This is a genomic window from Mesorhizobium sp. M0060 (assembly GCF_040323155.1).
GTDB lineage: Bacteria > Pseudomonadota > Alphaproteobacteria > Rhizobiales > Rhizobiaceae > Mesorhizobium.
The window spans coordinates 1-23,569 of the sequence record NZ_JAMYUP010000026.1 but is presented as its reverse complement, the minus strand read 5'-3'; the positions used below and the strand labels follow the sequence as shown (position 1 = coordinate 23,569).

The 23,569-nt window shown below is 63.1% G+C and carries 25 protein-coding genes and 1 pseudogene; 10 read left to right on the top strand and 16 right to left on the bottom strand.

The window, feature by feature from the left end; genetic code table 11:
- Nucleotides 1–86: 86 nt before the first annotated feature.
- Nucleotides 87–1,334 (bottom strand): flavin monoamine oxidase family protein, encoded by a 1,248-nt coding sequence (locus tag NKJ94_RS22655; RefSeq protein ID WP_352527992.1) that lies wholly within the window; start codon nt 1,332–1,334, stop codon nt 87–89.
- A 185-nt stretch (nt 1,335–1,519) separates the two neighbouring features.
- Here NKJ94_RS22655 and NKJ94_RS22650 point away from each other — a divergent pair, with 185 nt between their 5' ends.
- Nucleotides 1,520–2,320, top strand: coding sequence for a lytic murein transglycosylase (locus tag NKJ94_RS22650; RefSeq protein ID WP_352528099.1), 801 nt, complete (start codon nt 1,520–1,522; stop codon nt 2,318–2,320).
- A 45-nt stretch (nt 2,321–2,365) separates the two neighbouring features.
- Here NKJ94_RS22650 and NKJ94_RS22645 read toward each other — a convergent pair whose 3' ends face one another.
- The 3 genes from NKJ94_RS22645 to NKJ94_RS22635 all read right to left on the bottom strand — a co-directional run bounded on the left by NKJ94_RS22645 (nt 2,366) and on the right by NKJ94_RS22635 (nt 4,603).
- Entirely contained in the window at nt 2,366–2,737 is a 372-nt protein-coding gene (locus NKJ94_RS22645; protein WP_352527990.1) for a hypothetical protein, read from the bottom strand.
- A gap of 243 nt (nt 2,738–2,980) precedes the next feature.
- Nucleotides 2,981–3,208 carry a lipoprotein gene (locus tag NKJ94_RS22640; RefSeq protein WP_352527988.1) on the bottom strand — a complete coding sequence of 76 codons (228 nt, stop codon included), beginning with the start codon at nt 3,206–3,208 and terminating at the stop codon, nt 2,981–2,983.
- Between the two features lie 171 nt (nt 3,209–3,379).
- Complete coding sequence (locus NKJ94_RS22635; protein ID WP_352528097.1) at nt 3,380–4,603, bottom strand: argininosuccinate synthase; 1,224 nt, start codon at nt 4,601–4,603, stop codon at nt 3,380–3,382.
- A 191-nt stretch (nt 4,604–4,794) separates the two neighbouring features.
- On the opposite strand from NKJ94_RS22635, the gene NKJ94_RS22630 reads away from it, so the two are divergent.
- The gene (locus tag NKJ94_RS22630) at nt 4,795–5,436 is read left to right on the top strand and encodes a LysE family translocator (RefSeq protein ID WP_352527986.1); all 642 of its coding nucleotides are present in this window, start codon (nt 4,795–4,797) and stop codon (nt 5,434–5,436) included.
- On the opposite strand, the gene NKJ94_RS22625 is transcribed toward NKJ94_RS22630, so the two are convergent.
- The 4 genes from NKJ94_RS22625 to NKJ94_RS22610 form a co-directional block, all read right to left on the bottom strand.
- Nucleotides 5,408–5,899, bottom strand: a complete 492-nt coding sequence (locus NKJ94_RS22625) for a hypothetical protein (protein WP_352527984.1) — start codon at nt 5,897–5,899, stop codon at nt 5,408–5,410. The two genes, NKJ94_RS22630 and NKJ94_RS22625, sit on opposite strands and share 29 nt — an antisense overlap.
- Nucleotides 5,896–7,128, bottom strand: a complete 1,233-nt coding sequence (rlmN, locus tag NKJ94_RS22620; protein WP_352527982.1) for a dual-specificity RNA methyltransferase RlmN — start codon at nt 7,126–7,128, stop codon at nt 5,896–5,898. The genes NKJ94_RS22625 and rlmN overlap by 4 nt, the downstream gene beginning before the upstream one ends.
- Before the next feature lie 31 nt (nt 7,129–7,159).
- Entirely contained in the window at nt 7,160–7,366 is a 207-nt protein-coding gene (locus tag NKJ94_RS22615; RefSeq protein ID WP_352527980.1) for a hypothetical protein, read from the bottom strand.
- Between the two features lie 143 nt (nt 7,367–7,509).
- Nucleotides 7,510–8,016 (bottom strand): invasion associated locus B family protein, encoded by a 507-nt coding sequence (locus tag NKJ94_RS22610; RefSeq protein ID WP_023721899.1) that lies wholly within the window; start codon nt 8,014–8,016, stop codon nt 7,510–7,512.
- 360 nt (nt 8,017–8,376) lie between these two features.
- Here NKJ94_RS22610 and NKJ94_RS22605 point away from each other — a divergent pair, with 360 nt between their 5' ends.
- Nucleotides 8,377–8,985 (top strand): methyltransferase family protein, encoded by a 609-nt coding sequence (locus tag NKJ94_RS22605; protein WP_352527978.1) that lies wholly within the window; start codon nt 8,377–8,379, stop codon nt 8,983–8,985.
- Nucleotides 8,986–9,031: 46 nt separating this feature from the next.
- On the opposite strand, the gene NKJ94_RS22600 is transcribed toward NKJ94_RS22605, so the two are convergent.
- From NKJ94_RS22600 to NKJ94_RS22585, 4 genes are all read right to left on the bottom strand, one after another.
- A complete protein-coding gene (locus NKJ94_RS22600; RefSeq protein WP_352527976.1) occupies nt 9,032–9,394 on the bottom strand; it encodes a YkvA family protein in 363 nt (120 codons plus the stop codon).
- Nucleotides 9,395–9,487: 93 nt separating this feature from the next.
- The gene (locus NKJ94_RS22595; RefSeq protein ID WP_352527974.1) at nt 9,488–9,784 is read right to left on the bottom strand and encodes a 4a-hydroxytetrahydrobiopterin dehydratase; all 297 of its coding nucleotides are present in this window, start codon (nt 9,782–9,784) and stop codon (nt 9,488–9,490) included.
- A gap of 4 nt (nt 9,785–9,788) precedes the next feature.
- Nucleotides 9,789–10,385, bottom strand: a complete 597-nt coding sequence (gene thpR, locus NKJ94_RS22590) for an RNA 2',3'-cyclic phosphodiesterase (RefSeq protein ID WP_352527972.1) — start codon at nt 10,383–10,385, stop codon at nt 9,789–9,791.
- Nucleotides 10,386–10,534: 149 nt separating this feature from the next.
- Nucleotides 10,535–11,179, bottom strand: a complete 645-nt coding sequence (locus NKJ94_RS22585) for an arylesterase (protein WP_352527971.1) — start codon at nt 11,177–11,179, stop codon at nt 10,535–10,537.
- Between the two features lie 106 nt (nt 11,180–11,285).
- On the opposite strand from NKJ94_RS22585, the gene NKJ94_RS22580 reads away from it, so the two are divergent.
- The 4 genes from NKJ94_RS22580 to NKJ94_RS22565 all read left to right on the top strand — a co-directional run bounded on the left by NKJ94_RS22580 (nt 11,286) and on the right by NKJ94_RS22565 (nt 16,282).
- Complete coding sequence (locus tag NKJ94_RS22580; protein WP_352527969.1) at nt 11,286–11,996, top strand: ABC transporter ATP-binding protein; 711 nt, start codon at nt 11,286–11,288, stop codon at nt 11,994–11,996.
- A complete protein-coding gene (locus tag NKJ94_RS22575) occupies nt 11,996–14,545 on the top strand; it encodes an ABC transporter permease (RefSeq protein ID WP_352527967.1) in 2,550 nt (849 codons plus the stop codon). The genes NKJ94_RS22580 and NKJ94_RS22575 overlap by 1 nt, the downstream gene beginning before the upstream one ends.
- A gap of 220 nt (nt 14,546–14,765) precedes the next feature.
- Entirely contained in the window at nt 14,766–15,545 is a 780-nt protein-coding gene (locus tag NKJ94_RS22570) for a Bax inhibitor-1/YccA family protein (protein WP_352527965.1), read from the top strand.
- 167 nt (nt 15,546–15,712) lie between these two features.
- Nucleotides 15,713–16,282, top strand: a complete 570-nt coding sequence (locus tag NKJ94_RS22565) for a GNAT family N-acetyltransferase (protein ID WP_352527963.1) — start codon at nt 15,713–15,715, stop codon at nt 16,280–16,282.
- A 4-nt stretch (nt 16,283–16,286) separates the two neighbouring features.
- Here NKJ94_RS22565 and NKJ94_RS22560 read toward each other — a convergent pair whose 3' ends face one another.
- Both NKJ94_RS22560 and NKJ94_RS22555 read right to left on the bottom strand, forming a co-directional pair.
- Nucleotides 16,287–16,673, bottom strand: a complete 387-nt coding sequence (locus tag NKJ94_RS22560) for a DUF2794 domain-containing protein (RefSeq protein ID WP_352527961.1) — start codon at nt 16,671–16,673, stop codon at nt 16,287–16,289.
- Between the two features lie 652 nt (nt 16,674–17,325).
- Nucleotides 17,326–18,075: a DUF1223 domain-containing protein gene (locus NKJ94_RS22555; RefSeq protein WP_352527959.1), complete on the bottom strand. Its 750-nt coding sequence runs from the start codon at nt 18,073–18,075 to the stop codon at nt 17,326–17,328.
- 175 nt (nt 18,076–18,250) lie between these two features.
- Between NKJ94_RS22555 and NKJ94_RS22550 the strand changes: the two genes are divergently transcribed.
- Nucleotides 18,251–18,925, top strand: coding sequence for a ceramidase domain-containing protein (locus NKJ94_RS22550; RefSeq protein ID WP_352527957.1), 675 nt, complete (start codon nt 18,251–18,253; stop codon nt 18,923–18,925).
- Between the two features lie 54 nt (nt 18,926–18,979).
- Here NKJ94_RS22550 and acnA read toward each other — a convergent pair whose 3' ends face one another.
- Nucleotides 18,980–21,670, bottom strand: a complete 2,691-nt coding sequence (gene acnA / locus NKJ94_RS22545) for an aconitate hydratase AcnA (RefSeq protein WP_352527955.1) — start codon at nt 21,668–21,670, stop codon at nt 18,980–18,982.
- A 280-nt stretch (nt 21,671–21,950) separates the two neighbouring features.
- Between acnA and ccmA the strand changes: the two genes are divergently transcribed.
- Both ccmA and ccmB read left to right on the top strand, forming a co-directional pair.
- Nucleotides 21,951–22,559, top strand: a complete 609-nt coding sequence (gene ccmA, locus NKJ94_RS22540; RefSeq protein WP_352528095.1) for a heme ABC exporter ATP-binding protein CcmA — start codon at nt 21,951–21,953, stop codon at nt 22,557–22,559.
- 244 nt (nt 22,560–22,803) lie between these two features.
- Nucleotides 22,804–23,469: a heme exporter protein CcmB gene (gene ccmB, locus NKJ94_RS22535; RefSeq protein ID WP_352527953.1), complete on the top strand. Its 666-nt coding sequence runs from the start codon at nt 22,804–22,806 to the stop codon at nt 23,467–23,469.
- Here ccmB and NKJ94_RS22530 read toward each other — a convergent pair.
- A pseudogene (locus tag NKJ94_RS22530) lies at nt 23,466–23,569 on the bottom strand (IS481 family transposase); the annotation flags it as partial. The gene ccmB and the pseudogene NKJ94_RS22530 sit on opposite strands and share 4 nt — an antisense overlap.

Genomic DNA, 23,569 nt, shown 5'->3' with positions numbered 1-23,569 from the left:
TCTCAAATCCATTCGGAATGCGGAGGACGATGCGAGCAGGAGAACGCCAAACGCCTGTCACCTGCCCGCGTTCCCGCCGGTTGACGCTATTTTGCCGCAAGGAGTGTGACCACCTCCCTGGCCACTGCCTCGCCCGATAGTCTGGCGCCGCCGCAAGTCTGCATCAGCGGACCGGCCAAATGCTCGCCGGCGAAGAAGATCTTTTCCGCCACCGGCTGCATCAGCGTGGCGCGCGCCTGCGAACGGCCGGGTCGCGCCGTCGCGTAGGCGCCGCGCACGAACCGCTCTGCGCCCCAATTTGTCATTATCGCGCGTCCGACATGTTTTCGCACGTCGCCGCCAAAGATGCCGCAGAGCCGGTCGACGACGAAGTCGATGCCGGCCGCCTCGCCCGCCGCCGACATCTCCCAGGCGAAATCGCCGCCGACGAAACCGACCATCAGATCGAGGTCGAAGGGAAAGCAAAGGAAGTAGATGTCGTGCCGGGCCAGCCGCTCGATCAGCAAATCGTCGAACGGCTCCAAGCCGAGCCTTGTGCCGGATATTTCGACAGGCAGCTTGGTCAGCATGCCCATCGGCAGGTCGAAGAAGGCGGCGAAATGCGCATCGGGGAGTACCGGCGAGAACGCAATCTCCTCGAAGGCGAGCACTGCCGGCGAGGCGGTGACGATGACCGCCTTGGCGCGGATGGTGCCGCGGTCCGTCACACAGGCGACGCCGGGCACATCCCAGAGGATCTTGCGCACCGGCGTCGACAGTTCCACCGGCACATCGGCGCCGAAGCGGGCAACCAGCGTACCGAAGCCTTCCTTGGTGAAATAGTTCGGATCGAGATCGGCGGCGGCCTGAAAGTCGCGGATCGATATCTCGTCCTCGTCGGCGCCGAAATCCATCGGCCCGGCGAAGGTTGCGGCGGCGCGCGGCGCGTGTCCCTTGGCGAGCAATGCCGACAGACGGTCATCGTCACCTTCCCTCACCTGATGCGCCGCCACCAGTTCGAACAGCCTTGTGTCGGCCACCTTCATCGCGGCCTCTTCGGCTTCGCTTGCCTTTCGCTCGCGGTAGTAGAGATGATCGACATTCATGTCGTGGTGATGAAGTGTCCAGGCGGCGGCTTTCGCCTCGGGAAAGTAGGGATTGCGGTCTGCGGCATGCAGCCAGGCGCAGCCGATGTCGAACGGCACGCCGAAATGCTGGTCGCTGGTCCAGGCGCGGCCGCCGATGCGGTTCATCGCTTCTAACAATTTGAAGGAAAAACCGGCGGCACGCAGGGTCTTGGCAGCCGAAAGTCCAGCCGAGCCGGCGCCGATGATCACGACATCAACGTCTTCCATGCTTGTTCTGTCCCCGCCACAATAATTACTTGATCGTAGGCAAATTCCCGGGCATCCGCCAGTGTGGTGGATTTGAAGTTCCTGCTGTATTGAGTGCATCGGCGCAGCGCCGGGACAGTGACAAGCAGGTGTTTCGCTGGCAAGTTCGCAATTGGGAACGTGATTCAGGCAATCAGGAGAGCAGCATGGCATTTCTTGCCAAGGGGAAGATGTTTGTAACGGCTACGGTGGTGGCGGTGCTTGCGTTGGCGACGGGCGCGCAGGCGGCGGCCAGCTGTGGCAAAAACAGCGCCGGCTTCGATGCGTGGAAGCCGGAGTTTGCCGCGGAGGCGAGGGCCGACGGTGTAGGCTCGAAGGGTCTAGCCGCTCTGGATCGCGCAACCTACGCAACAAAGACGATCGCCGTCGACCGCGCCATCCATAAGGCTTTCAGCGGCTCGGTGGAAGCTTTCATGAAGCGCCGTGGCGCGTCCGCGATCATTGCCAGGGGCCGTGCGCTGAAGAAGGCGAATGCGGCGCTGTTCGACAAGATCGAACGGACCTACGGCGTATCGCCGGGCGTGTTGCTCGCCATCTGGGGTATGGAGACCGGCTTCGGTTCCGCCATGGGCAACCAGAATACGGTCTCTGCTATTTTAACGCTGGCCTATGATTGCCGCCGTCCAGAGTTCTTCTACCCGCATGCCATTGCGGCCCTGAAGCTGGTTGATCGCGGAGCGTTGAGCGCTTCGTCGGTCGGTGCCGCGCATGGCGAGATTGGCCACACCCAGTTCCTGCCCGGAAATGTTTTGAGCTATGGAGTCGGCAACAAAAATCTGCGCGACAAGGCCACGGCGTTGGCTTCCACCGCCAACTTCCTCAAGGGTCATGGTTGGCAGGCCGGCGCGAGCGCGCAATCGAATATCGGCGCAATTGCCGGCTGGAATTCCGCGAGCGTCTATCAGCAGGCCATCGTCCGCATCGCCACAGCGATCGATGCTGACTGATAGAAATCTCTGTTCGATAGAAAGCCCGGCCATGCGCCGGGCTTTCTATTTCACGTCGAGCGCGTAGGAGCAACCGGCGAGCACCTTGCCGGGATGTGAATCGACGGTTGAGACATTGAGGGCAATGCGCGTGGAAAATGTCATGCCGTCGGCTTCCTGGCCGCTTTCGACGAGCATCTTCTCGCCGAGGAATTTTCCCGCCGTCGCGACTTCGGGTGAGATGCCGAGCTCGCGGGCGAGCTCCGGCGCGGAAACATCGTCAAACACCGCCATCGGCCCGGTCGCGGTAAGGACGACGGATGCCGTTTCACGCCCGAACACGCCGACCGTGGCCGGCAGCTCGAATTGCCTAAGGAAAGGATTGCCGGCAGGAACATCCTTCCAGCCGAGTTTTGCGGGCGCATAGGGCAAAACCATTATAGGTCGGAACGTCAGCCCTGCACTCGATCAGCGCGGGAAGGTCGAGGGAGGCGGGGTCATAATCGGTGGCTTTGGCGACAGCCAAGTGCGCCAGGACAGCCAACGCGGGCAGGAGACCGGTTCCAAGAGTGGCCAAGCGCCTGGGCACATCACTCTCAATAATGCGCGTAGCCGCTCAATGGGCATTTCTGAGAGCCTGGAAGGTGCCGTCAACACCGTTGCAGGTACGGAACTTGAGCGTCACGGTGCCGGGGTAGCCGCCTTTGGCTTGCCCTCGATGACTACCGGGACTCCGGAACCCTGCGCGTAGCCGCTCAACGGGCATTGCTGGGAAGTGGGAATCTGGAAGGGGCCGTCAAAACTTTTGCAGGTACGGAATTTGGATGTTTGCTCCGACGGGGCTTGCGTGGATTGACACCCGGTAAGGACGGCCACCGCCCCAAGCAGAAGAAAAATTCTGTTTTTCACTGTCAAAGCCCTCCGACCCGCAGGACAAGTAAGATCAAACCATCGAAAGGTCAAACAGGAAACGATCTGAGAGCGCGGCCTCTATTATATTAGAGACGCCAAATAAAACCCGGCGTCTTCACCCGGTTCCTAACTCGTCTAAGCATTGAGGGGAACGGGCCTGTTGGAATATCAACCCTTGCGGTTGCGCGCGGCCAGCGTCCGCAGCCTCAGCGCGTTCAGGCGGATGAAACCTTCGGCGTCCTTCTGGTCGTAGGCGCCGCGGTCGTCCTCGAACGTGACCAGCGCATCGGAATAGAGCGTCTTCTTCGACTTGCGGCCGGTGACCATGACGTTGCCCTTGTAGAGCTTCAGCCGCACCGTGCCTTCGACGTCTTCCTGGCTCTTGTCGATCATCGCCTGCAGCATCAGCCGCTCGGGCGCGAACCAGAAGCCGTTGTAGATCAGCTCGGCATAGCGCGGCATGAACTCGTCCTTGAGGTGGGCAGCTCCCCGGTCGAGCGTGATCGATTCGATCGCCCGGTGGGCTGATATCAGGATGGTGCCGCCGGGGGTCTCGTAGACGCCGCGCGATTTCATGCCGACGAAGCGGTTCTCGACCAGGTCGAGCCGGCCGATGCCGTTATCGCGGCCGAGATCGTTCAGCGCTGCCAGCATCGTCGCCGGCGACAGTTTTTTGCCATTGAGCGCAACCGGGTCGCCCTTCAGGAATTCGATCTCGACCTCGGTGACCTCATCCGGTGCATCCATCGGCGAGATGGTGCGCTGGTGGACGAATTCCGGTGGCTCGCTCCATGGGTCTTCCAGCACCTTGCCCTCGGAAGACGAATGCAGCAGGTTGGCGTCGACCGAGAACGGTGCATCGCCCTTTTTGTCCTTCGGCACCGGGATCTGATGCTGCTCGGCGAAGTTGATGAGATCGGTGCGCGACTTGAACGACCAGTCGCGCCATGGCGCGATGACCTTGATGTCGGGGTTCAGCGCATAGGCCGAAAGTTCGAAACGCACCTGGTCGTTACCCTTGCCGGTGGCGCCATGCGCGATCGCGTCGGCGCCGGTCTCCCTGGCGATCTCGACAAGATGTTTCGAGATCAGCGGCCGGGCGATCGAGGTGCCGAGCAGATAGGTGCCTTCATACACGGCATTGGCGCGGAACATCGGGAAGACGAAGTCGGCAACGAACTCCTCGCGCACATCGACGATGCGGATGTCCTTGATGCCCATCATCTCGGCCTTGCGCCGCGCCGGCTCCAATTCGCCGCCCTGGCCGAGATCGGCGGTGAAGGTGACGACTTCGGCGCCGAGCTCGGTCTGCAGCCATTTCAGGATGATGGAGGTGTCGAGGCCGCCGGAATAGGCGAGCACGACCTTCTTGACGGCTTTTGCTTTCGACATGTTTTGGGACATTTGGGCGGTTCCACGCGGTGGGCTTCGCGGGCGAGTATCACGGCGTTTCCAGCTAGCGCAAGGGAGGAACAGGCGCCTGGTCGCCGCAGGCACTGGACCAGACGCTGTGGCGACCAGAAGCTGGCGCCGGCAAGGCGCCTGCGCTATAGGCTGCGCGTCTTACTGCCCAGAGCTGGCTCATGTCATTTATTCCCGACAATGCAACCCTGATCCAGTTCGCCATCGCCACGGTGATCCTGGCGATCACGCCTGGACCGGACATGACGCTGTTCGTGTCGCGCACGCTGAGCCAGGGCCGCGCCACCGGCTTTGCCTCGATGGCCGGCGCATTGTGCGGCACGCTGATCCACACCACGTTGGTGGTGGTCGGCGTCTCGGCGCTGATCGTGGCCTCGCCGATGGCGTTCTTCGTGCTGAAGATTTTCGGCGCCGGCTATCTGGTCTTCCTGGCCTGGCAGGCGATCACAAAAGGGTCGGCGTTTTCGCCGGAGAAGAAGAGCGGGCCGAAGATTTCGCTGGTTCGCAGCTGGGCCGCGGGGCTCGGCGTCAACCTGCTCAACCCGAAGATCATCCTGTTCTTCATGACCTTCCTGCCGCAGTTTGTCTCCGCGCACGATCCCGACGCGCCGGGAAAACTGTTCTTCCTCGGCGCGATGTTCGTCGTGCTGTCGATCCCGGTGACGGCGCCGATGGTGCTGGCGGCGGAAAAATTCTCGGCGGCGATGAAGGCCAGCCCGCGCGTGACGCGTGTCGTCGACTATCTGTTTGCCGGGGTGTTTTCGGCCTTCGCGCTCAAGATCCTGACGGCCCAGGCGAAATAGGCGCATTCCCGGACGTTCCGGCTTGGCGCCAGCTTCCGGCCGAGCGCCCGGCGCTCAGCCAGTAGAAAATGCCACCGACCATGCCGCAGCCGATCACCGCCAGCATGACGCTTGTGTTGGTAACCTCGAAATTGGCGTCGGCCGTCTGGTGGACGAAGCCGAGGAAGACCGCCGCCACCGCCGCGCCCCCCAGCGCATAGAACAGCCAGTCGCGTCGGCCGAGGATTTCGGAGACGAGGATGGCGATGGCCGCCGGCATGAAGGCGAAATAGGCGACGAACAGCGCGACGAAGGGGATCGAGAAATACAGCGAGGCAGTCGCCGCCGGCTGCGCCTGCTCTGGCGTGTAGCCGAGCGACGCGAGGAACATGATGTTGAGGAAGGCGCTGGCGGCCAGCGAGGCGACGATGTAGCCGACAAGGATGACGGCGAAGCGAATCAGATAGGCGACGACGCGATTCACGCCTCGCCGTGCCCCGCGATCATCATCGCTTCCAGCGCCAGCCGGTCGACCCTGCGCATGCGCTCGGAGTCCGACTTGAGCTGGCCGCAGGCGGCGAGAATGTCGCGGCCCCGCGGCGTGCGGATCGGTGAGGCGTAGCCGGCATTGTTGATGTAGTCGGCGAATTTCTCGATCGTCTCCCAGTCCGAGCACTGATAGTTGGTGCCAGGCCACGGATTGAACGGGATCAAATTGATCTTGGCCGGGATGCCCTTGAGCAGCTTGATCAGCCCCTTGGCGTCCTCGATCGAGTCGTTGACGTCCTTCAGCATCACATATTCGAAGGTGATCCGCTTGGCGTTGGACAGGCCGGGATAGGCGCGGCAGGCTTCGATCAGCTCCTTCAGCGGATACTTCTTGTTGATCGGCACCAAAAGGTCGCGCAGATCGTCATTGGTGGCGTGCAGCGAGATCGCCAGCATGACGCCGATCTCCTCACCGGTGCGGAAGATCTCGGGCACGACGCCCGAGGTCGACAAGGTGATGCGCCTCTTCGACAGGGAAAGCCCGTCGCCGTCGGATGCGATCAGCAGCGCCTTCTTCACCGCCTCGAAATTGTAGAGCGGCTCGCCCATGCCCATCATGACGACATTGGACACTTTGCGGCCCTCGGCCGGAACGATGGCGCCGTCGGGCGTATCGCGGTCGGGGAAATCGCCGAGCCGGTCGCGGGCGGTCAAAAGCTGGGCGAGGATTTCCTCGGCGGTCAGGTTGCGCACCAGCTTCTGCGTGCCGGTGTGGCAGAAGGAGCAGGTCAGCGTGCAGCCGACCTGCGAGGAGATGCAGAGCGTGCCGCGGCCCTCTTCCGGAATGTAGACGGTCTCGATCTCGACCGGCCGGCCGGCGCCGCGCGGCGGAAAGCGGAACAGCCATTTGCGCGTGCCGTCGGAGGAAATCTGCTCCTCGACGATCTCGGGCCTGGCAACGGTGAAATGCTTGTCGAGCTCGGCGCGCAGATCCTTGGAGATGTTGAACATGCCGGCAAAATTGGAAACGCCGCGCACATAGATCCAATGCCAGAGCTGCTGGGCGCGCATTTTTGCCTGGCGCTCCGGCACGATGCCGGCGGCGACGAGGGCGGCACCGAGTTCGGCGCGCGTCAAGCCAATCAGCGACGGCTTTTCGGGCAGCGTGCGGGTGCGCAACGCGTCACGAGCGCCTTCGGCGGTAAGATCGAATGAAAGGGTCATTGTTGCGCCAATATAAGCGATTTGCGGCCGATTACAGCATCGTGCCCGAAATGAAGCGCGGCGCATAGCACAGCTTGGCGGCGGAGTCATGCAGCGTGCGCGAGGCTTGAGACCAAACTGGCTTTTCCGATTTGCGCTGGGCGACCAATTGTCGATCTCGGCGCCGCCCCTCATTGCCCTGCCGGGCATTTCTCCCGGTGAACGGGGAGAAAGAGGCCGGCCGCAGCGCCAGCGCCATGCTTGCAACGCCGGCGATTGGCGAAATCATCGAAGGGAGCGTCCCTCGCCCCGTTTACGGGGAGAGGATGCCGGCAGGCAGGTGAGGGGCAGCGCCGGCGTTAAATAGAGGCCGGTTCAAGCCTGCCTCCGATCGCGCCCTGCCTACTTACACTTGGCGATTGAGGCCAGCGCCGCCGAAATGCCCTTCAGCGAAAAAACGTAGGTGGTGGTGTTGCCGCGGCCGGACTTGGCCGACACCTTCATATCGGTTCCGGTCTTCATCGCGGCGATCAGCACCGGCTCCTCGGCGGCGTTCTCGACCCAGGCCGACTTGCCGCGCGTGAACATGGAAAAAGACTTCTTGTCGATGGTGACGGTGGCCTTGGAACCTTCCTGGAAGGTATAGCCGGCGATGAATTGCGGCTCGTAGGACACCTGCTGCCCCGGCCGCTGGCTGACGAAGAAGAACATGTCGCCATGATCGAGCGTCGGCGGCTGCTTGTCGGTCGGCACGGTCAAGACATAGCAGACCTTGCCGCCGCCCGATGCCTGGTAACTGTAAGTGCCCCAGGCATTGTGCTGGCCGATCTTGGTTGCCGACTGCGCCAGCGCAGGCGCCGTCAAGGCCACCAGGGCCAGGCTGGAAACTATAGCAATCAATCCGCGCATCGCTTTTCCCGTATTCCAACTGGTGCGGCGGCAGGCCGGCTCGGCGTCCTGCCCGTCGCTTCATTTTGATTTAATCTGGGTTACCAAACGGTGAATTTTCCCTGACAAAAGGATGTTCACGCCAGAAACCGCCGCCGTCTTCGCGCTGCCGCTCGAAAAAGCGGCTGTCGCAATGTCCCTGCCGCGACTTGGAGGCCACGAAAACGGCAAGAGTTTGACTTTTCAAGCAGCTAGGTCTTGCAGCCATCCCGGCTTTTCTGAGGTACGTGACGAATTTTCCTCCAGACGGTATCATGTCTACGTTCGCCTCCACGGCGCTCGGCCAGGGACCCCTCCTTGGCGGCTACGGGAGATTTGGCCATGGCCATTTCCGAGACAGTCCTGATCCTGGCGGGCGGCACAGCCGTCCTGGCGATTGTGTTCGGCATTCGTGTCGCCATGCGGACGGTGGCCGGTGGCGCGGTGCCCCGGTCGGATGCCGGGGAGGCGGCGGGCGGATCGGGCGCGCCCGACGTGGCTGGGGTCATTGCGCTGCCGCCTTTGATCTTTCTCTGCTTCCTGGTGGCGGCAGCCGTCCTCGAGGTGCTCGTTCCGCTCCCGGTCATGGCCGGGCAGGCGCTCGCCCGCTATCTGGCCGGCGCCGTGCTCGCGGTGTGCGGCTTCGTGTTCATCTTTATGGCGGCGGGCCGCTTTCAGGCCGCTGGCACCAACATACCACCGACCTTGCCGACGACGGCGCTGGTCGTCGACGGTATCTATCGGCGGACCAGGAACCCGTTCTATCTGGGAGCGACCCTCGTCTATCTGGGCCTCGGCGTCGCGGCCGGAAGTCTTTGGGCTATTGCGCTCGTGGTCCCGCTGCTGCGGGTGATCAATACCGGCGTCATCGCGCCGGAAGAGCGCTATCTCGAGCGGAAGTTCGGAGATGCCTATCGCGCCTACAAGGCGCGGGTGCGGCGGTGGGTTTGACGGCCGGAAAAGTCGGTTCTCGCGCCATTTTTTGCGCCGCACCGGCTCAGCTCTTGTCGGCGATCGCCTGTTTGGCAGCGAGCCGGTGTGCGGGCGTGATGTGGGCGCTGACGGTTGTGATCGCGGCGGTCAGCACGGCGATGTCGTCGGTGAAGCCAAGCCCAAAGATGAAATCGGGGATGACGTCCGTCGGCAGCACGAAATAGCCGAGCGCAGCCAGCAATGTGCCCTTGGCGCGCAGCGGCGTCTTCTTGTCCATGGCGCAGTAATAGGCGGCGACCACCTCTTCCATGAACGGGATCTGCCGGGCAGCCTTCTTCGCCGTGCGCCAGAACTTTTCGCGCACTTCGCTCTCATTGCCCGGCTTGCTGCCGAGGCCGAAGAAATCAAAACCGGATTTTTGCGCCATCAACCTCTCCTTGCCGCCGCTGCGTGGCTTCACGCACGACGGCAATGCAAAATGTGGTGAAAGCCGAACCCGGCTGCAAGGTGCTGGCAGGTGTCAGCCGCCGAAATAGCGGTTCATCTTTCTGGCCAGTTCGAAATCCAGCGCGGTCAGGCCGCCGGCGTCATGCGTGTTGAGGGTCACGTTTACCGTCTTGTAGACGTTCGACCAGTCGGGATGGTGGTCCATCTTCTCCGCCGCCAGGGCGACGCGGGTCATGAAGGCGAAGGCTTCGGAGAAATTCTTGAAGGTGAAGGTGCGGCTGATCGAACCACCATCCTTGGCCAGCGACCAGCCGTCGAGGCCGGCAAGTTCGGCGCTGATCGCCTCTTTTGCAAGTTTTTCCCTGGCCATCCGTCTACCGCATGATCCGCGAAGCGTCGGGGGCGTCGACCAAACGGCTGGCGGCCCGGCTGTCGGCACCCGAAAGCGGCCACGCCTCCTCGACGATGTAGGGCCCGCCGCCGACCGAGTCGCGCGACGACATCAGCACGAAACGGCCGACCCGGAACGGCAGCGTCGAAAAATTGCCGCGCGCCGACAGGTACTGGGCAACGTCGAGCGGGCTCGAACTGCGCAGTCGGGCCAAGGTCACATGCGGCATGAACTTGCGCGGGTCGGCCGGGATGCCGAGCCGCTGGCAGATGCGCTCGATTTCGGCCTGCAGTGCGGAAAGATCGGGCGAAGCCGCGACCCCGGCCCACACCGCGTGTGGCTTCTTCTGGCCGAAGGCGCCGACGCCGGACAGCGTCAGCGGGAAGGACGGGCGGTGAACACGGTCAAGCGCATTGGCGATCTCGTCGGCGACGTGGCCTTCCACATCGCCGATGAAGCGCAACGTCAAATGGTAATTCTCGACGTCGATCCAGCGGGCTCCGGGCAGGCCGCCCCTGAGCAGCGACAGCGAAAGAGCGGCATCACGCGGTATTTCGAGGGCGGTAAAAAGACGCGGCATGGGAAGCCTCCTGTCCTCGAATCGAACTCTTGCCCTAGCGAATCATCGATAGTCAAACGGGGCAAGGGGTTTGTTGGTCGCAGGCCTGCCTAAAAGCTTCCCTTGCGGAATGTGTCGCGGCCGGGTCCTGCCTCAGCAAGGGCCTTGCCTCAGGAACTGCCCCGTACCGCATCGATGGCTTTCTCCACGCCAGGCAGGATACCCTCAACGATGCGGTCGACGCCTCGGGCGTTTGGATGAAGGCCGTCCTCGAGCTGCAGGACGGATTGGCCGGCAATGCCTTCGAGAAAGAAAGGATAGAGCGGCACGTCGTATTTTTCAGCCAGTCTCGGAAAGATCGCGTCGAAGGCGTTCTGGTAATCGGCGCCGAGATTGGGCGCCGCGCGCATGCCGGCCACCAACACGGCGATCTTGCGCTGCTTCAGTTTTGCCAGCATGGCGTCCAGGTTCTTCTCCGCAATGGCGGGCGAAACGCCGCGCAGCATGTCGTTGGCACCGAGCTCCAGGATGACCAGCTGCGTGCCGTCCGGCACCGACCAGTCGAGCCGCGACAGGCCGCCGCTCGTCGTATCGCCGGAGACGCCGGCATTAGCGACCGTGACATCGTAGCCCTTGGCGCGAAGCACCGCCTGCAGCCTGTCGGTGAAGCCCTGGCCTGGCCCGAGGCCAAAACCCGCCATCAGGCTATCGCCGAAGCCGACGATGGTGAAGGGCTCGGCGCGCGCCGACGAAATGGCGCCGAAAATCGCAAGGAAAAGGGCGAAGGCTGCGGCAAAGGTGTGTTTGAAAGCCATGCGGCAGGCCCCATATGACCAGGAACATCTGTTGGCGAAGGCAGGTTCCATCTTTGTCGAGCATCGGATGCTCTAGCCCTCACTCCCCATATAGGACGATTTGATTTTGGAAGAAGCCGTCATTTCGCTGAAAGACGTATCGCTGACGCTCGGCGAAGGTGCATCCTCGGTCCATGTGCTGAAGGGCGTCAGCCTCGATGTAGCGAGCGGCGAAGCGACAGGGATCGTTGGACCTTCAGGTTCGGGAAAGTCGACATTGCTGATGGTTTTGGCAGGGCTTGAAAGGGTCGATTCGGGAACGGTACGAATTGCCGGCGAGCTGCTCAACGGCAAAAGCGAAGACCGGATCGCATCGTTTCGGGGACGAAATATCGGCATCGTCTTCCAGTCTTTCCATCTCATCCCCAACATGACGGCGCTGGAAAACGTCGCCGTCCCGCTGGAGCTTGCCGGCCATGCCGATCCGTTCGGTGTGGCGGCGCGCGAGCTGGCGGCGGTCGGTCTCAGCGATCGCGTCACCCATTATCCCGGCGAATTGTCTGGCGGCGAGCAACAGCGCGTGGCGATCGCCCGGGCGCTGGCGCCGTCGCCGCGCATGCTGATCGCCGACGAGCCGACCGGCAATCTCGACCAGGCGACGGGTCGGCACGTCGCCGACCTGCTGTTCGCCAAGGCGGCCGAACGCGGCATGACGCTGGTGCTGGTCACGCATGACCCGGTGCTCGCGGCGCGCTGCTCGCGCCAGGTGTCGATGCGGTCGGGACGGATCGAGGACGCGCCCGAGCCGGCTTCCAAGGCCGGCAAGGTGACAGCCTGATGCCGCTGTCGCAAACGCTGAGGCTCGCCTTCCGGTTTTCGCTGCGCGAAATGCGCGGCGGGCTGTCCGGCTTCCTGATTTTCCTTGCCTGTATCGCGCTCGGCGTCGCGGCAATCGGCGGCGTCAATTCGGTGGCGCAGGCGATTTCCGCCGGTGTTGCCAACCAGGGCCAGACGCTGCTCGGCGGCGATCTGCGCTTCCAGCTCAACCAGCGCGACGCGACCAGAGCCGAACGCAGCTTCATGGACCGGCTGGGCACGGTTTCGCACAGCGCCAACATGCGTTCGATGGCCAGGCTCGAGGACGGTTCCGACCAGGCGCTGGTCGAGGCCAAGGCGGTCGACGGCGCCTATCCGCTCTATGGCGCGCTGGAGACCGAGCCGGTGCTGTCGAGAGAGGATTTGTTCGGCGAAAAATCCGGCGTCTTCGGCGCCGCTGCGCCAGACCTTTTGTTCGAGCGGCTGAACCTTCGCATCGGCGACCGGCTGAAACTGGGCAGTGCGACGTTCGAACTGCGCGCCAGGCTGGTCAACGAGCCGGATGCGGTGTCGGACGGCTTCGGCTTTGCACCGCGGCTGATGGTGTCGACCGACGGGCTTGCGGCTTCCGGTCTGATCCAGCCGGGCAGCCTGGTCGAGAACGCCTTCAAGGTCCGTCTGCCCAATGGCACCGGCGAGGCACAGATCAAGGCGATCCAGGAGCAGGCTGCAAAACAATTTCCGCAGGCCGGCTGGTCGATCCGCACGCGCAGCAACGCGGCGCCAGCGCTGTCCTCGAACATCGAGCGGTTCTCGCAATTCCTGACGCTGGTCGGGCTGACGGCGCTGGTGGTCGGTGGCGTCGGTGTGGCCAATGCGGTACGTGCCTATCTCGACGGCAAGCGCGGCGTCATCGCTACCTTCAAGAGCCTGGGGGCTTCGGGCGGGTTCGTCTTTGCCGTCTACCTGGTGCAGATCCTGATGATCGCCGCCCTCGGCATCGCGCTGGGCCTTGTGCTTGGCGCGCTGATGCCGTTCGCGGCGAGCGCGGCACTCCGGTCGGTCATTCCGGTGCCGGCAGAAGGTGGGTTCTATCCCGGCGCGCTCGGCATGGCAGCGCTGTTCGGGCTGCTGGTGACGCTGGCTTTCGCCTTGCTGCCGCTCGGTCGTGCCCGCGACGTGCCGGCGACTGCGCTGTTTCGCGAAATGGGTTTTGAGGGCCGCGGTTTTCCCCGCCCGATCTATATCGCCGCGGCATTCGGCATCGCGCTGCTGCTGGCGGCGCTGGCGGTCCTGTTTTCCGGTGACCGCCGCATCGCCTCGATCTTCGTCGGCGCCACGGTTTTGTCGTTCCTGGTGCTGCGTGTCGTCGGTACGCTGGTGCAGTGGGCGGCGAAGAAAAGCCCGCGCGTGCGTTCAACGGCGCTCAGGCTCGCCATCGGCAACATCCATCGGCCTGGCGCCTTGACGCCATCCGTGGTGCTGTCGCTTGGCCTCGGGCTGACGCTCCTGGTGACGCTGGCGCTGATCGACGGCAATCTGAGGCGGCAGATTTCCGGCAGCCTGCCGGAGCGGGCGCCGAACTTCTTCTTCGTCGATATCCAGAGCGGCGACGTCGATGCTTTCTCCGCGCTGATCGGCAAAGAAGCGCCGCAGGGTAGGCTGATCAAGGTGCCGATGCTGCGCGGCCGGGTGATGGCGCTCAACGGCGTCGATGTCGATAAGGTCAAGGTTCCGGCCGAGGGCGCCTGGGTGCTGCGCGGCGATCGCGGCCTGACCTATGACGCAAAGCTGCCGGAGAATGCGACGCTGATCGAGGGCAGCTGGTGGCCGGAGAACTATGCCGGCGAGCCGCTGGTCTCGTTTTCCGCCGAAGAAGGCAAAGAGATCGGGCTGAAGCTCGGCGATACCATCACCGTCAACGTGCTCGGCCGCAACATCACGGCGAAGATCGCCAATTTCCGCCAGGTCGAATGGGAAACCATGGGCATCAATTTCGTCATGGTGTTTTCGCCCAGCACATTCGCCGGGGCGCCGCATGGCTGGTTGGCGACGCTGACCGAGAAAGACGCGTCGGCAGCCGACGATGCCCGTCTTCTCAACGCCGTTACCCGGGCCTTTCCCGCGGTGACGACAGTCAGGGTCAAGGACGCGCTCGACGTCGTCAACCGGCTGGTGGCACAGCTCGGCACCGCGATCAGGGCGGCGGCGGGCGTGGCGCTGATCGCCTCGGTGCTGGTGCTGGCCGGGGCGCTTGCCGCCGGCAACCGTGCCCGCATCCACGACGCGGTGGTGCTGAAGACGCTGGGTGCGACCAGGAAAACGCTGATCGCGGCCTTTTCGCTGGAATATATGCTGATCGGCCTTGCCACGGCGATCTTTGCGCTGGCGGCGGGCGGTGTGGCTGCATGGTTCGTCGTTGCGCGCATTATGACGCTGCCATCGCATTTCATGCCCGAGGTAGCGGTGGCGACCATCGGCTTTTCGCTGGTGGTCACGGTCGGCATCGGCCTTGCCGGCACGTGGCGGGTGCTCGGTCACAAGGCGGCACCGGTGCTGCGAAATCTTTGAGCGAGAGCCGGTTTTGATTAAATCTCGTTAATGTTTCGGCCGGGAAGGCCAATAAAACCGGATCTCCGGCACTTCACGGGAGCATTACGTCCGGTTACGGTCTTGTCCTTTACGCCAAGAACCATCATATTTCGGCGCAGGCATGCTGGAGCCCCGCCAGCGGCGCCTGGGTTCAAATGGACCTGACACCGGACGGGGCAGAAGCAATATGAGGATTTCCATGGCTGATCCCGTTCGCAATTATCAGACGCGCGCCGTGCCCGGCGCCGGCGTCGATGCTGCCATCGACCAGGGCCTGCGCGCCTACATGATCAAGGTCTACAATCTGATGGGGCTTGGTCTTCTCATCACCGGCCTTGCCGCAGTCGGCACAATCATGCTGGCCACCACCAGCGATCCGGCCTCGGCCGTCGCGACATTGCCAAGCGGCGAGATGCTGACCTCCTTCGGCTACGCGATCTTTGGCTCGCCGCTTAAATGGCTGGTGATCTTTGCCCCGCTGGCAGCGGTGATGTTCCTGTCGTTCCGTGTTCAGTCGATGAGCGTTTCGGCAGCGCAGACGACGTTCTGGGTCTATGCCGGGCTCGTCGGTCTGTCTCTGTCGTCAATCTTCCTGGTCTACACCACCGCCAGTATCTCGCAGACCTTCTTCGCCACCGCCGCCGCCTTTGGCGGGCTGTCGCTCTACGGCTACACGACCAAGCGCGACCTTTCCGCATTCGGTTCGTTCCTGGTCATGGGCCTGGTCGGTCTGATCATCGCGATGGTGATCAACATCTTCCTGCAGTCGTCGGCGCTTTCCTTCGCCGTTTCGGCGGTCGGCGTGCTGATCTTCGCAGGCCTCACCGCCTACGACACGCAGAACATCAAGGAGATGTATTTCGAGGGCGACGAGACTGATGTCGCCGGCCGCAAGGCGATCATGGGCGCACTGAGGCTCTATCTCGACTTCATCAACCTGTTCATGTTCCTGCTGCAGTTTATGGGCGACCGTCGCTAATACGGCGTTCTTTGTTGACCATGATCTTTTCCGAAAACCGATTTCCACTTTTCGGGATCATGGTCTGATTGGACCAGCGAGTTTGGAAAGGGCGGCCCAACGGCCGCCCTTTTCTTTTGTCTCGGTCTTTGATGAAATGGCCGACAGGTGGTTGACGTGCATAAATTATGAGCAGCATCACGATACGGGCCGCGACACCGGCCGACCTCGACCGGATCACCGAAATCTATGCCGACGCGGTGATAAACGGCAGGGCGAGCTACGAACTCGAACCGCCGAGCCGCGCCGAGATGGGCATGCGCTTCGACACTCTGATGGCCGGCGGCTTTCCCTATCTGGTGGCGGAGAAGGCCGGCGCCGTGCTCGGCTACGCCTATGCCGGGGCCTTCCGGCCGCGCCCGGCGTATCGCTTCGTCGTCGAGGATTCCGTCTATGTCGCGCCCGACGCCAAGGGGCAGGGCGTCGGGCTCAAGCTGATGCAAGGGCTGATCGAGGCGGCCAAGGCGGCGGGTTTTCGCCAGATCATCGCGGTGATCGGCGACGGCCGGCCCGACAGCGCCTCAGTGCGGCTGCATGAGAAACTCGGCTTTCGCGATACCGGCCGCCTGGAAGGCTCCGGCTACAAGCACGGACGCTGGCTGGACACGGTTTTCATGCAGTTGCCGATCAATGGCGGGGCGTCGATCCCGCCCGATCCGCAATCGCTGCCCGAGCGGAAGTTCCGCAAACAAAAATAAGGGGTTACGCGTCGACCAGCGTCAGCGTTCGGTCGAACACGCCAAGCACCCGGCCGAGTTCCTGGCCGCGCTTGAGGATGCGCCCGCCGGCGGCGATGACGGCGAATGCGCCTTGCCGGCGCGCCAGCTTCGGATCCTTGACGATCTGGAAAAGCGGCACTTCACTGGTGCGGCGGAAGACGGAAAAAACGGCGCGGTCGGCGAGGTGATCGATGGCATAGTCGCGCCATTCATTGGCGGCGACCATACGGCCATAGAGCCTGAGTATCTGGTCCAGTTCGCGCCGGTCGAACCGCACCGGCTGGTCGAGGCGTTCGCGTCTTGCCTCGTGCAGCGGGATCAATATTGCGGATGCGTCCCCATCCTCCGTCCCGCTGCTGCGATCAGTCATGCCTGGATCCTCGCAATGAATCATACGCCGACCAAAGTTGGCGCTTTCGTCGCCGAATTGCAAGGCCCGGCCGGGCAAGGGCAGCGCCGCGCCGTTTCTGCAGCGTCCAGTCACGTTTGCGAAACGCCTGTTGGAATTGGTGATGCTTTGCCACAATCCTGCCTTTTTTTATCCGTGCTCATGCCCCAATGTCCGACGAATTTACCGGCGTTGCCTGAGACGGTTCGGTCCGGCACCGGCTCGTAAACCCCAAGCCCCCCGCCCACGGGTCTGCGTCGGATCGAACCAACCTCGGTTTTTCCTTGGAGAAATCGGGTGCGACGATCCCAAAACCTAAATGACCGGCGTCAGAAGCAAGCTGACGCCGGTTTTTTATTGGAGGGCTGGATCGGTCCCCAACGTGTCGCGCTGCCGGGTGCGTCGACTGCTTCACTTGATGTCGTCATTTAACAACGTCGGTCGGCGCCGCCCCTCATTGCCCTGCCGGGCATTTCTCCCCGTATAGTGACGGGGAGAAAGACGCCATCATGGAATGGTTTCGCCAACTGCCAACGTTGTAGAATGGGCGCCAAGATTGCGGCCAGTCCCTTCTCCCCGTCGCTATACGGGAGAAGGTGCCGGCAGGCGGATGAGGGGCGGCGCGACGTTCAGTTCAAGGCTTGCGGATAAAGGCTGCGCCCAGGATCGGCCCGGGCAAGCCGTCCTTGCCGACCGACTGCAGCAGCACGGCGCAGCCGCCCTTCTTGGCGATCTCGCTCATTGGCAGTTCGTAGCGCTGCGCCTTGCCGTGCCACATGCCGGCGGTCTGGATGCTGGAAACGGCGTTCCAGTAGGTCATGCTGCGGCCGTTGTTTTCACCCTTGCCGATCTTTATCGTCTGCGGCGGGTTGAAATAGACGATCACGACATGCGCGTCGGCGGGGCCGGTCACGGCGTCGCCGGCATCGATCATGACGCGATCGCTGGTCCGGCTGACCTTGATGCCGACCCGCATGCCTTCGCCGACCCTCTCCATGCGGGCCAGCGCGCCGTCGACTTCCTTGCGGCTGGCGCCGTTGACATGGCTGCGGCCGTTTATGACGGCTTGCGGGGTGTAGACGGAACGGCTGCCGAAGGCGCGCATATACTCATATTGCCGCTCGGTATTTTCCTTGCGGCTCAGCGTGTCCTGCCAGCCGAGGTAATCCCAATAGTCGACATGATAAGCGAGCGCGACGATGTTCTCCTTGGCGGCGAGCTCGGCGAAGAATTCGTCGGCCGGCGGACAGGAATTACATCCCTGGCTGGTGAAGAGCTCGACGACGCCTAATGGCTTGTCGGTTTGCTCGGCAAAGGCACTTCCGGCAAACGCCGAGATGGCCAGCGCAAGGGCCGCAAGCCGCAATGGTCTTCGAGATGACATGGCCGTTCCGATCCCGCCGGTGATGCCGGCTTTGTTCTGATTGTCGAAATATGTGGCAGAAGCGGCAGTCAACGGGAAGTCACGTTGCGGTGAAACTTTGCCGTTGCAACCGCTGGCAAGGGCGCAATAGGTGGAGTTGCACTTCACGATAGAAGCGATTCGGGCGGCAATCAGCATGTGGCAATCTCTCCTGGCGCCGGTCGACCTCTATTGCGAACGGACGGGGCCGGAATTCTGGGCCGAACCGCTCAATGCGCTGAGCAATCTGGCTTTTTTTGCCGCCGGGCTGTGGGGTGTCTGGCAGGTGCGCAAGCGCGGCACCGGTGCCTTCGCCGAAGTGCTGGCCTGGTGGGTGGTGGCGATCGGCGTCGGCTCGTCGCTGTTCCACACCTTTGCCACAAGGGGAATGATCCTGGCCGACGTGCTGCCGATTGCAGGGTTCACGCTGGCCTACACGCTGTTCAATCTGCGACGTTTTCTCGGCATGAAATGGGGCAAGGCGATCGTCATCTTCGTCGCCTTTTACGCCGTTGCCGGGCTGGTGACCTTTGCCGTGCCGGACTGGCTGCGCCAAGCGTCGAACGGGACGACCGGCTATCTGCCGCCATTTCTGGCGCTCGCCTTCTTCGGCGCCATGGTCGCGGCCAGCGGCAATCGCGCCGGCTGGTACAATCTGGCCGGTTCGGCGATCTTCGCGGTGTCGGTCATCTGCCGGATGATCGATCCGCTGGTCTGCGGCAGCTTCCCGCTCGGCACGCATTTCCTGTGGCACATTCTCAACGGGCTGATGCTCGGCGTGCTATTGGCGGCAACAGCGCGGTTTGGTGCGCCTAAAGCCGCGTATAAATAGAAACCGCCGGAGCTTGGCTCCGGCGGTTCGGCACTTTCCGACAGCTGGCGGGATCTAGGCTGCCAGGTCGCGCAGCACGTATTGCAGGATGCCGCCGTTCTTGAAGTAGTCGAGCTCGTCCAGCGTATCGATGCGGCAGATGATCGGAACCTCTTTCACGCTGCCGTCGCCATAGGTGACCCTGGCGATCATCTTCTGCCGCGGCTTGATGCTGCTCAGTCCGTCGATCTCGACCAGTTCGTCGCCCTTGAGGTTGAGCGACGCCCACGAGGTGCCTTCCTCGAAGACGAAGGGGATGACGCCCATGCCGACCAGGTTGGAGCGGTGGATGCGTTCGAAGGACTGGGCGATGACGGCGCGGACGCCCAGCAAATTGGTGCCCTTGGCCGCCCAGTCGCGCGACGAGCCGTTGCCGTATTCGACGCCGGCGAAGATGACCAGCGGCACGCCTTCCTTCTTATAGTGCATGGCGGCGTCGTAGATCGATTCCTCTTCCTTCGACGGGTAATGGATTGTGTAGCCACCCTCACGGCCGTTCTCGCCCAGCATATGGTTGCGGATACGGATGTTGGCGAAGGTGCCGCGCATCATCACTTCATGGTTGCCGCGCCGCGTGCCGTACTGGTTGAAATCGGCGACGCCGACGCCGTGCTCGGTGAGATACTTGCCGGCCGGCGAGGCCGCCTTGATCGAACCGGCCGGCGAAATGTGGTCGGTGGTGATCTTGTCGCCGAACAGGCCGAGCACGCGCGCGCCCTTGATATCGCCGATCCGGCCGAAGCCCGACGTCATGCCGGCGAAATAGGGCGGGTTCTGCACATAGGTCGAATTGTCGTCCCAGGCATAGGTCTGGCCCACCGGCGCCTTGACGTTTTGCCAGTATTCGTCGCCCTTGAAGACGTCGGCATATTTGCGGGCGAACAATTCGCGCGTGACGTTCTTCTCGATGAATTCCTGGATCTCGACGGAACTCGGCCAGATATCCTTGAGATAGACCGGATTGCCGTTGCGATCCTCGCCGAGCGGCTCGGTGGTCAGATCCTTGGTCACGGTTCCGGCCAGCGCATGGGCAACGACCAGCGGCGGCGAGGCGAGGTAGTTTGCCTGCACGTCGGGCGAGACACGGCCTTCGAAATTGCGGTTGCCGGAAAGCACCGCGGCAGCAATCAGACCTTTGTCGTTGATGACCTTCGAGATCGGCGCCGGCAGCGGACCGGAATTGCCGATACAGGTGGTGCAGCCGAAGCCGACCAGGTTGAAGCCGATCTGGTCGAGCTCCTTCTGCAGGCCGGATTTCTCGAGATATTCGGCGACGACCTGGCTGCCCGGCGCCAGCGAGGTCTTGACCCAGGGTTTCTGCTTGAGGCCGAGCCGGTTGGCGTTGCGCGCCAGGAGCCCGGCGCCGATCAGCACGCTGGGATTCGAGGTGTTGGTGCAGGAGGTGATGGCGGCAATGACGACATCGCCATGGCCAAGGTCGTAGTCCGTGCCCTCGACGGCGTAGCGCCTGTCGATCTCGGCGGCCTTCTTGTATTCGGTCTCCATGGCCTTGGCGAAGCCGGCCGGAATGCCTTCCAGCGCGACCCGGCCTTCCGGCCGCTTGGGGCCGGCCATCGACGGGACGACACTGCCAAGATCGAGCTCAAGCAGGTCGGTGAAGACGGGATCGGCCGAGCCGGCGTCGCGCCATAGGCCTTGCGCCTTGGAATAAGCCTCGACTAGCGCGATGCGGCCTTCGTCGCGGCCGGACATGGTGAGGTAGCGGATGGTTTCGCTGTCGACCGGGAAGAAGCCGCAGGTGGCGCCATATTCCGGCGCCATGTTGCCGATGGTGGCGCGGTCGGCCAGCGTCATGTTGGACAGGCCCGGACCGAAGAATTCGACGAACTTGCCGACGACGCCCTTCTTGCGCAGCATCTGAGTGACGGTGAGCACGAGGTCGGTGGCGGTGACGCCTTCTTTCAGCCTGCCGGTGAGGCGGAAGCCGATGACTTCGGGCAACAGCATGGAGACGGGCTGGCCGAGCATCGCGGCCTCGGCCTCGATGCCGCCGACGCCCCAGCCGAGCACGCCAAGGCCGTTGATCATGGTGGTGTGCGAATCGGTGCCGACGCAGGTATCGGGATAGGCGGTGGTCTCGCCGTCCTCGCTATTGGTCCACACCACCTGGCCGAGATATTCGAGATTGACCTGGTGGCAGATGCCGGTGCCGGGCGGCACGACGCGGAAACTGCGGAAGGCCTGCTGACCCCATTTCAAGAATTTGTAGCGCTCCTCGTTGCGCTGATATTCAAGCTCGACATTGCGGGCGAAGGCCATCGGTGTGCCGAATTCATCGACGATGACCGAGTGGTCGATGACCAGATCTACCGGGACCAGCGGATTGATCTTCTGCGGATCACCGCCGAGCGAAGCCATGGCGTCGCGCATGGCGGCGAGGTCGACCACGGCCGGAACGCCGGTGAAGTCCTGCATCAGCACGCGGGCCGGGCGATAGGCGATCTCGACGCCGGCGGTGCCCCTGTCGGTCAGCCAGCCGGCGACCGCCTGGATGCTCTCCTTGGTGACGGAACGGCCGTCCTCGTTGCGCAGCAGATTCTCCAGCAGCACCTTCATCGAATAGGGCAATTGGGCAATGCCGGCGAGGCCGTTCTTTTCGGCCTCGACAAGATCATAGTAGATGTACTCGGTGCCGCCGGCGGTCAGCGTGCGGCGGCAATTGAAGCTGTCGAGTGATTTGGACACGTGCGATCCCTAACTGTCGGTTGCCGGGAGGGAACGGACGCCAGTGGCATGCAAATCACGCGCAAAGGTGCGGGTACGGCCATTTCCGCTATCCGTTCCCAAGCGTCCGGGCCGTTCAAGGCGGCACGCGCGCTGGTTCGGCGCAAATTCGGTTCCCGTGCCGACCGCTGGCACGGATAATGCGGATATAGAGAATTTTCTGGAATAGTTCTAGACACGGAATTGCCATTTTTGCTGCGGTGCACCGAAGCCGCGCTTGAACTTTCGCGAAGGGGAACGGATGCGGCTGATCGCCGAAAATCTGGGCGGCGAACGCGGCGGCGAGACGGTCTTTTCCGGCATCGAATTCGCGCTGGGGGAAGGCCAGGCGCTGGTCGTCACCGGGCCGAACGGCGCCGGCAAATCGACGCTGCTCAGGATCATCGCCGGACTGTTGCCGGTGGCGGCAGGCCGTGTGCGGATCGAAAGCGGTGACGAAGACTTTCCGTCGGTCGCCTCGGCCTGCCACTATCTCGGCCATCTCAACGCGATGAAGACGGCGCTGAGCATTACGGAAAACATGCGCTTCTGGCGCGATTTTTCGGGCGCAGGTTCTGCGGATGTTGAAGAGGCGCTGGAAACCGTCGGCCTGGGCGGCATCGGCCATCTGCCGTTCGGCTATCTCTCGACCGGCCAACGCCGCCGCGCCGCCATCGCAAAACTGCTGGTCAGCCATCGGCCATTGTGGCTGCTCGACGAGCCGACGGCAGGGCTGGACAAGGCTTCGGAGGAGCGATTCGCTATGCTGATGCGGAAGCATCTGGAGGGCGGAGGGATCGTTGTAGCAGCCACGCATCTGCCGCTTGGGCTGGACGGGGCAAAGGCTTTGGTGATGGGGGAGACCGTTTGATGTCGGTGCTCCACGGCGCCCCCCTCTGTCCTGCCGGAAATCTCCCCCACAAGGGGGGAGATTGGCAGCTTCGGCGCTCCACCCATCCTTGTGACGTTGGCGATTGGCGAAAGACCTGGCGACGGCCGATCTCCCCCCTTGTGGGGGAGATGCCAAGTGGTGGCAAAGAGGGCAGGACAGAGGGGGGCGCGACGGAACTCCATCCTTTGCTTGGCTTTCACTCATGCATCGGGACCGCATGGTAATGTGGTCCCTCTTCCTGCGCGATATCCGCCTGAGTGTCCGCGCCGGTGGCGGGGCGCTGACCGGCGTGATTTTCTTCCTCGCCGTCATCGCGACCATCCCCTTCGGCGTCGGTCCCGACCTGAAGCTACTGGCCCGCATCGGCCCGGCGATCCTGTGGATCGCCGCCTTGCTTGCCTGCTTGCTCGGCCTCGACCGGCTGTTCCAAGCCGACCGCGAGGACGGCTCGCTCGATCTTCTGGTGCTTGGCAACGACCGGCACATGCTGGCCCTGACCGTGCTGATGAAATGCCTGGCGCATTGGGCGGGAAGCGTGCTGCCGCTGGTCATCGCCGCTCCCTTGCTCGGCCTGTTCATGAACATGGAGCCGGTCGGCATCGGCGCCACGGCGCTGACGCTTCTGGTCGGCACGCCGGCGATCACCTTCATCGGTGCTGCCGGTGCAGCGGTAGCGGTGGCGTTGCCGCGCGGCGGGCTGCTGATCTCGGTGCTGGTGCTGCCGCTGACCATTCCGGTGCTGATCTTCGGCGTATCGGCAAGCTATGGCGCGGTGGCGGATCCCGATCCGTTTCTGCAACCTTTCGTCATTCTTGCCGCGCTGACCCTGTTCCTCGCCGTGCTCGGGCCGGTGGCGGCGGCGCTGGCGCTGCGCCATGGGACTGATTAGGTGTTTAGTCCCGGCGTTTGATGGGTGGGATCGAGTCGGAACCGTTCGGGCTCTTTTGCCCAAATTTTGCAGATGAACTCATAGGGTGTGAGACCCTTGA

Bases quoted from the DNA above. Each gene is read 5' to 3' on its own strand.
- ccmA (WP_352528095.1), top strand. From the start codon at position 21,951: ATGCGGCTGATCGCCGAAAATCTGGGCGGCGAACGCGGCGGCGAGACG.
- NKJ94_RS22645 (WP_352527990.1), bottom strand. From the start codon at position 2,737: ATGGTTTTGCCCTATGCGCCCGCAAAACTCGGCTGGAAGGATGTTCCT.
- NKJ94_RS22600 (WP_352527976.1), bottom strand. From the start codon at position 9,394: ATGGCGCAAAAATCCGGTTTTGATTTCTTCGGCCTCGGCAGCAAGCCG.
- NKJ94_RS22635 (WP_352528097.1), bottom strand. From the start codon at position 4,603: ATGTCGAAAGCAAAAGCCGTCAAGAAGGTCGTGCTCGCCTATTCCGGC.
- NKJ94_RS22570 (WP_352527965.1), top strand. From the start codon at position 14,766: ATGGCTGATCCCGTTCGCAATTATCAGACGCGCGCCGTGCCCGGCGCC.
- thpR (WP_352527972.1), bottom strand. From the start codon at position 10,385: ATGCCGCGTCTTTTTACCGCCCTCGAAATACCGCGTGATGCCGCTCTT.
- NKJ94_RS22650 (WP_352528099.1), top strand. From the start codon at position 1,520: ATGGCATTTCTTGCCAAGGGGAAGATGTTTGTAACGGCTACGGTGGTG.
- NKJ94_RS22550 (WP_352527957.1), top strand. From the start codon at position 18,251: ATGTGGCAATCTCTCCTGGCGCCGGTCGACCTCTATTGCGAACGGACG.
- NKJ94_RS22615 (WP_352527980.1), bottom strand. From the start codon at position 7,366: ATGGCGCTGGCGCTGCGGCCGGCCTCTTTCTCCCCGTTCACCGGGAGA.
- ccmB (WP_352527953.1), top strand. From the start codon at position 22,804: ATGTGGTCCCTCTTCCTGCGCGATATCCGCCTGAGTGTCCGCGCCGGT.
- NKJ94_RS22605 (WP_352527978.1), top strand. From the start codon at position 8,377: ATGGCCATTTCCGAGACAGTCCTGATCCTGGCGGGCGGCACAGCCGTC.
- rlmN (WP_352527982.1), bottom strand. From the start codon at position 7,128: ATGACCCTTTCATTCGATCTTACCGCCGAAGGCGCTCGTGACGCGTTG.
- NKJ94_RS22595 (WP_352527974.1), bottom strand. From the start codon at position 9,784: ATGGCCAGGGAAAAACTTGCAAAAGAGGCGATCAGCGCCGAACTTGCC.
- NKJ94_RS22585 (WP_352527971.1), bottom strand. From the start codon at position 11,179: ATGGCTTTCAAACACACCTTTGCCGCAGCCTTCGCCCTTTTCCTTGCG.
- NKJ94_RS22565 (WP_352527963.1), top strand. From the start codon at position 15,713: ATGAGCAGCATCACGATACGGGCCGCGACACCGGCCGACCTCGACCGG.
- NKJ94_RS22655 (WP_352527992.1), bottom strand. From the start codon at position 1,334: ATGGAAGACGTTGATGTCGTGATCATCGGCGCCGGCTCGGCTGGACTT.
- NKJ94_RS22560 (WP_352527961.1), bottom strand. From the start codon at position 16,673: ATGACTGATCGCAGCAGCGGGACGGAGGATGGGGACGCATCCGCAATA.
- NKJ94_RS22575 (WP_352527967.1), top strand. From the start codon at position 11,996: ATGCCGCTGTCGCAAACGCTGAGGCTCGCCTTCCGGTTTTCGCTGCGC.
- NKJ94_RS22610 (WP_023721899.1), bottom strand. From the start codon at position 8,016: ATGCGCGGATTGATTGCTATAGTTTCCAGCCTGGCCCTGGTGGCCTTG.
- NKJ94_RS22630 (WP_352527986.1), top strand. From the start codon at position 4,795: ATGTCATTTATTCCCGACAATGCAACCCTGATCCAGTTCGCCATCGCC.
- NKJ94_RS22555 (WP_352527959.1), bottom strand. From the start codon at position 18,075: ATGTCATCTCGAAGACCATTGCGGCTTGCGGCCCTTGCGCTGGCCATC.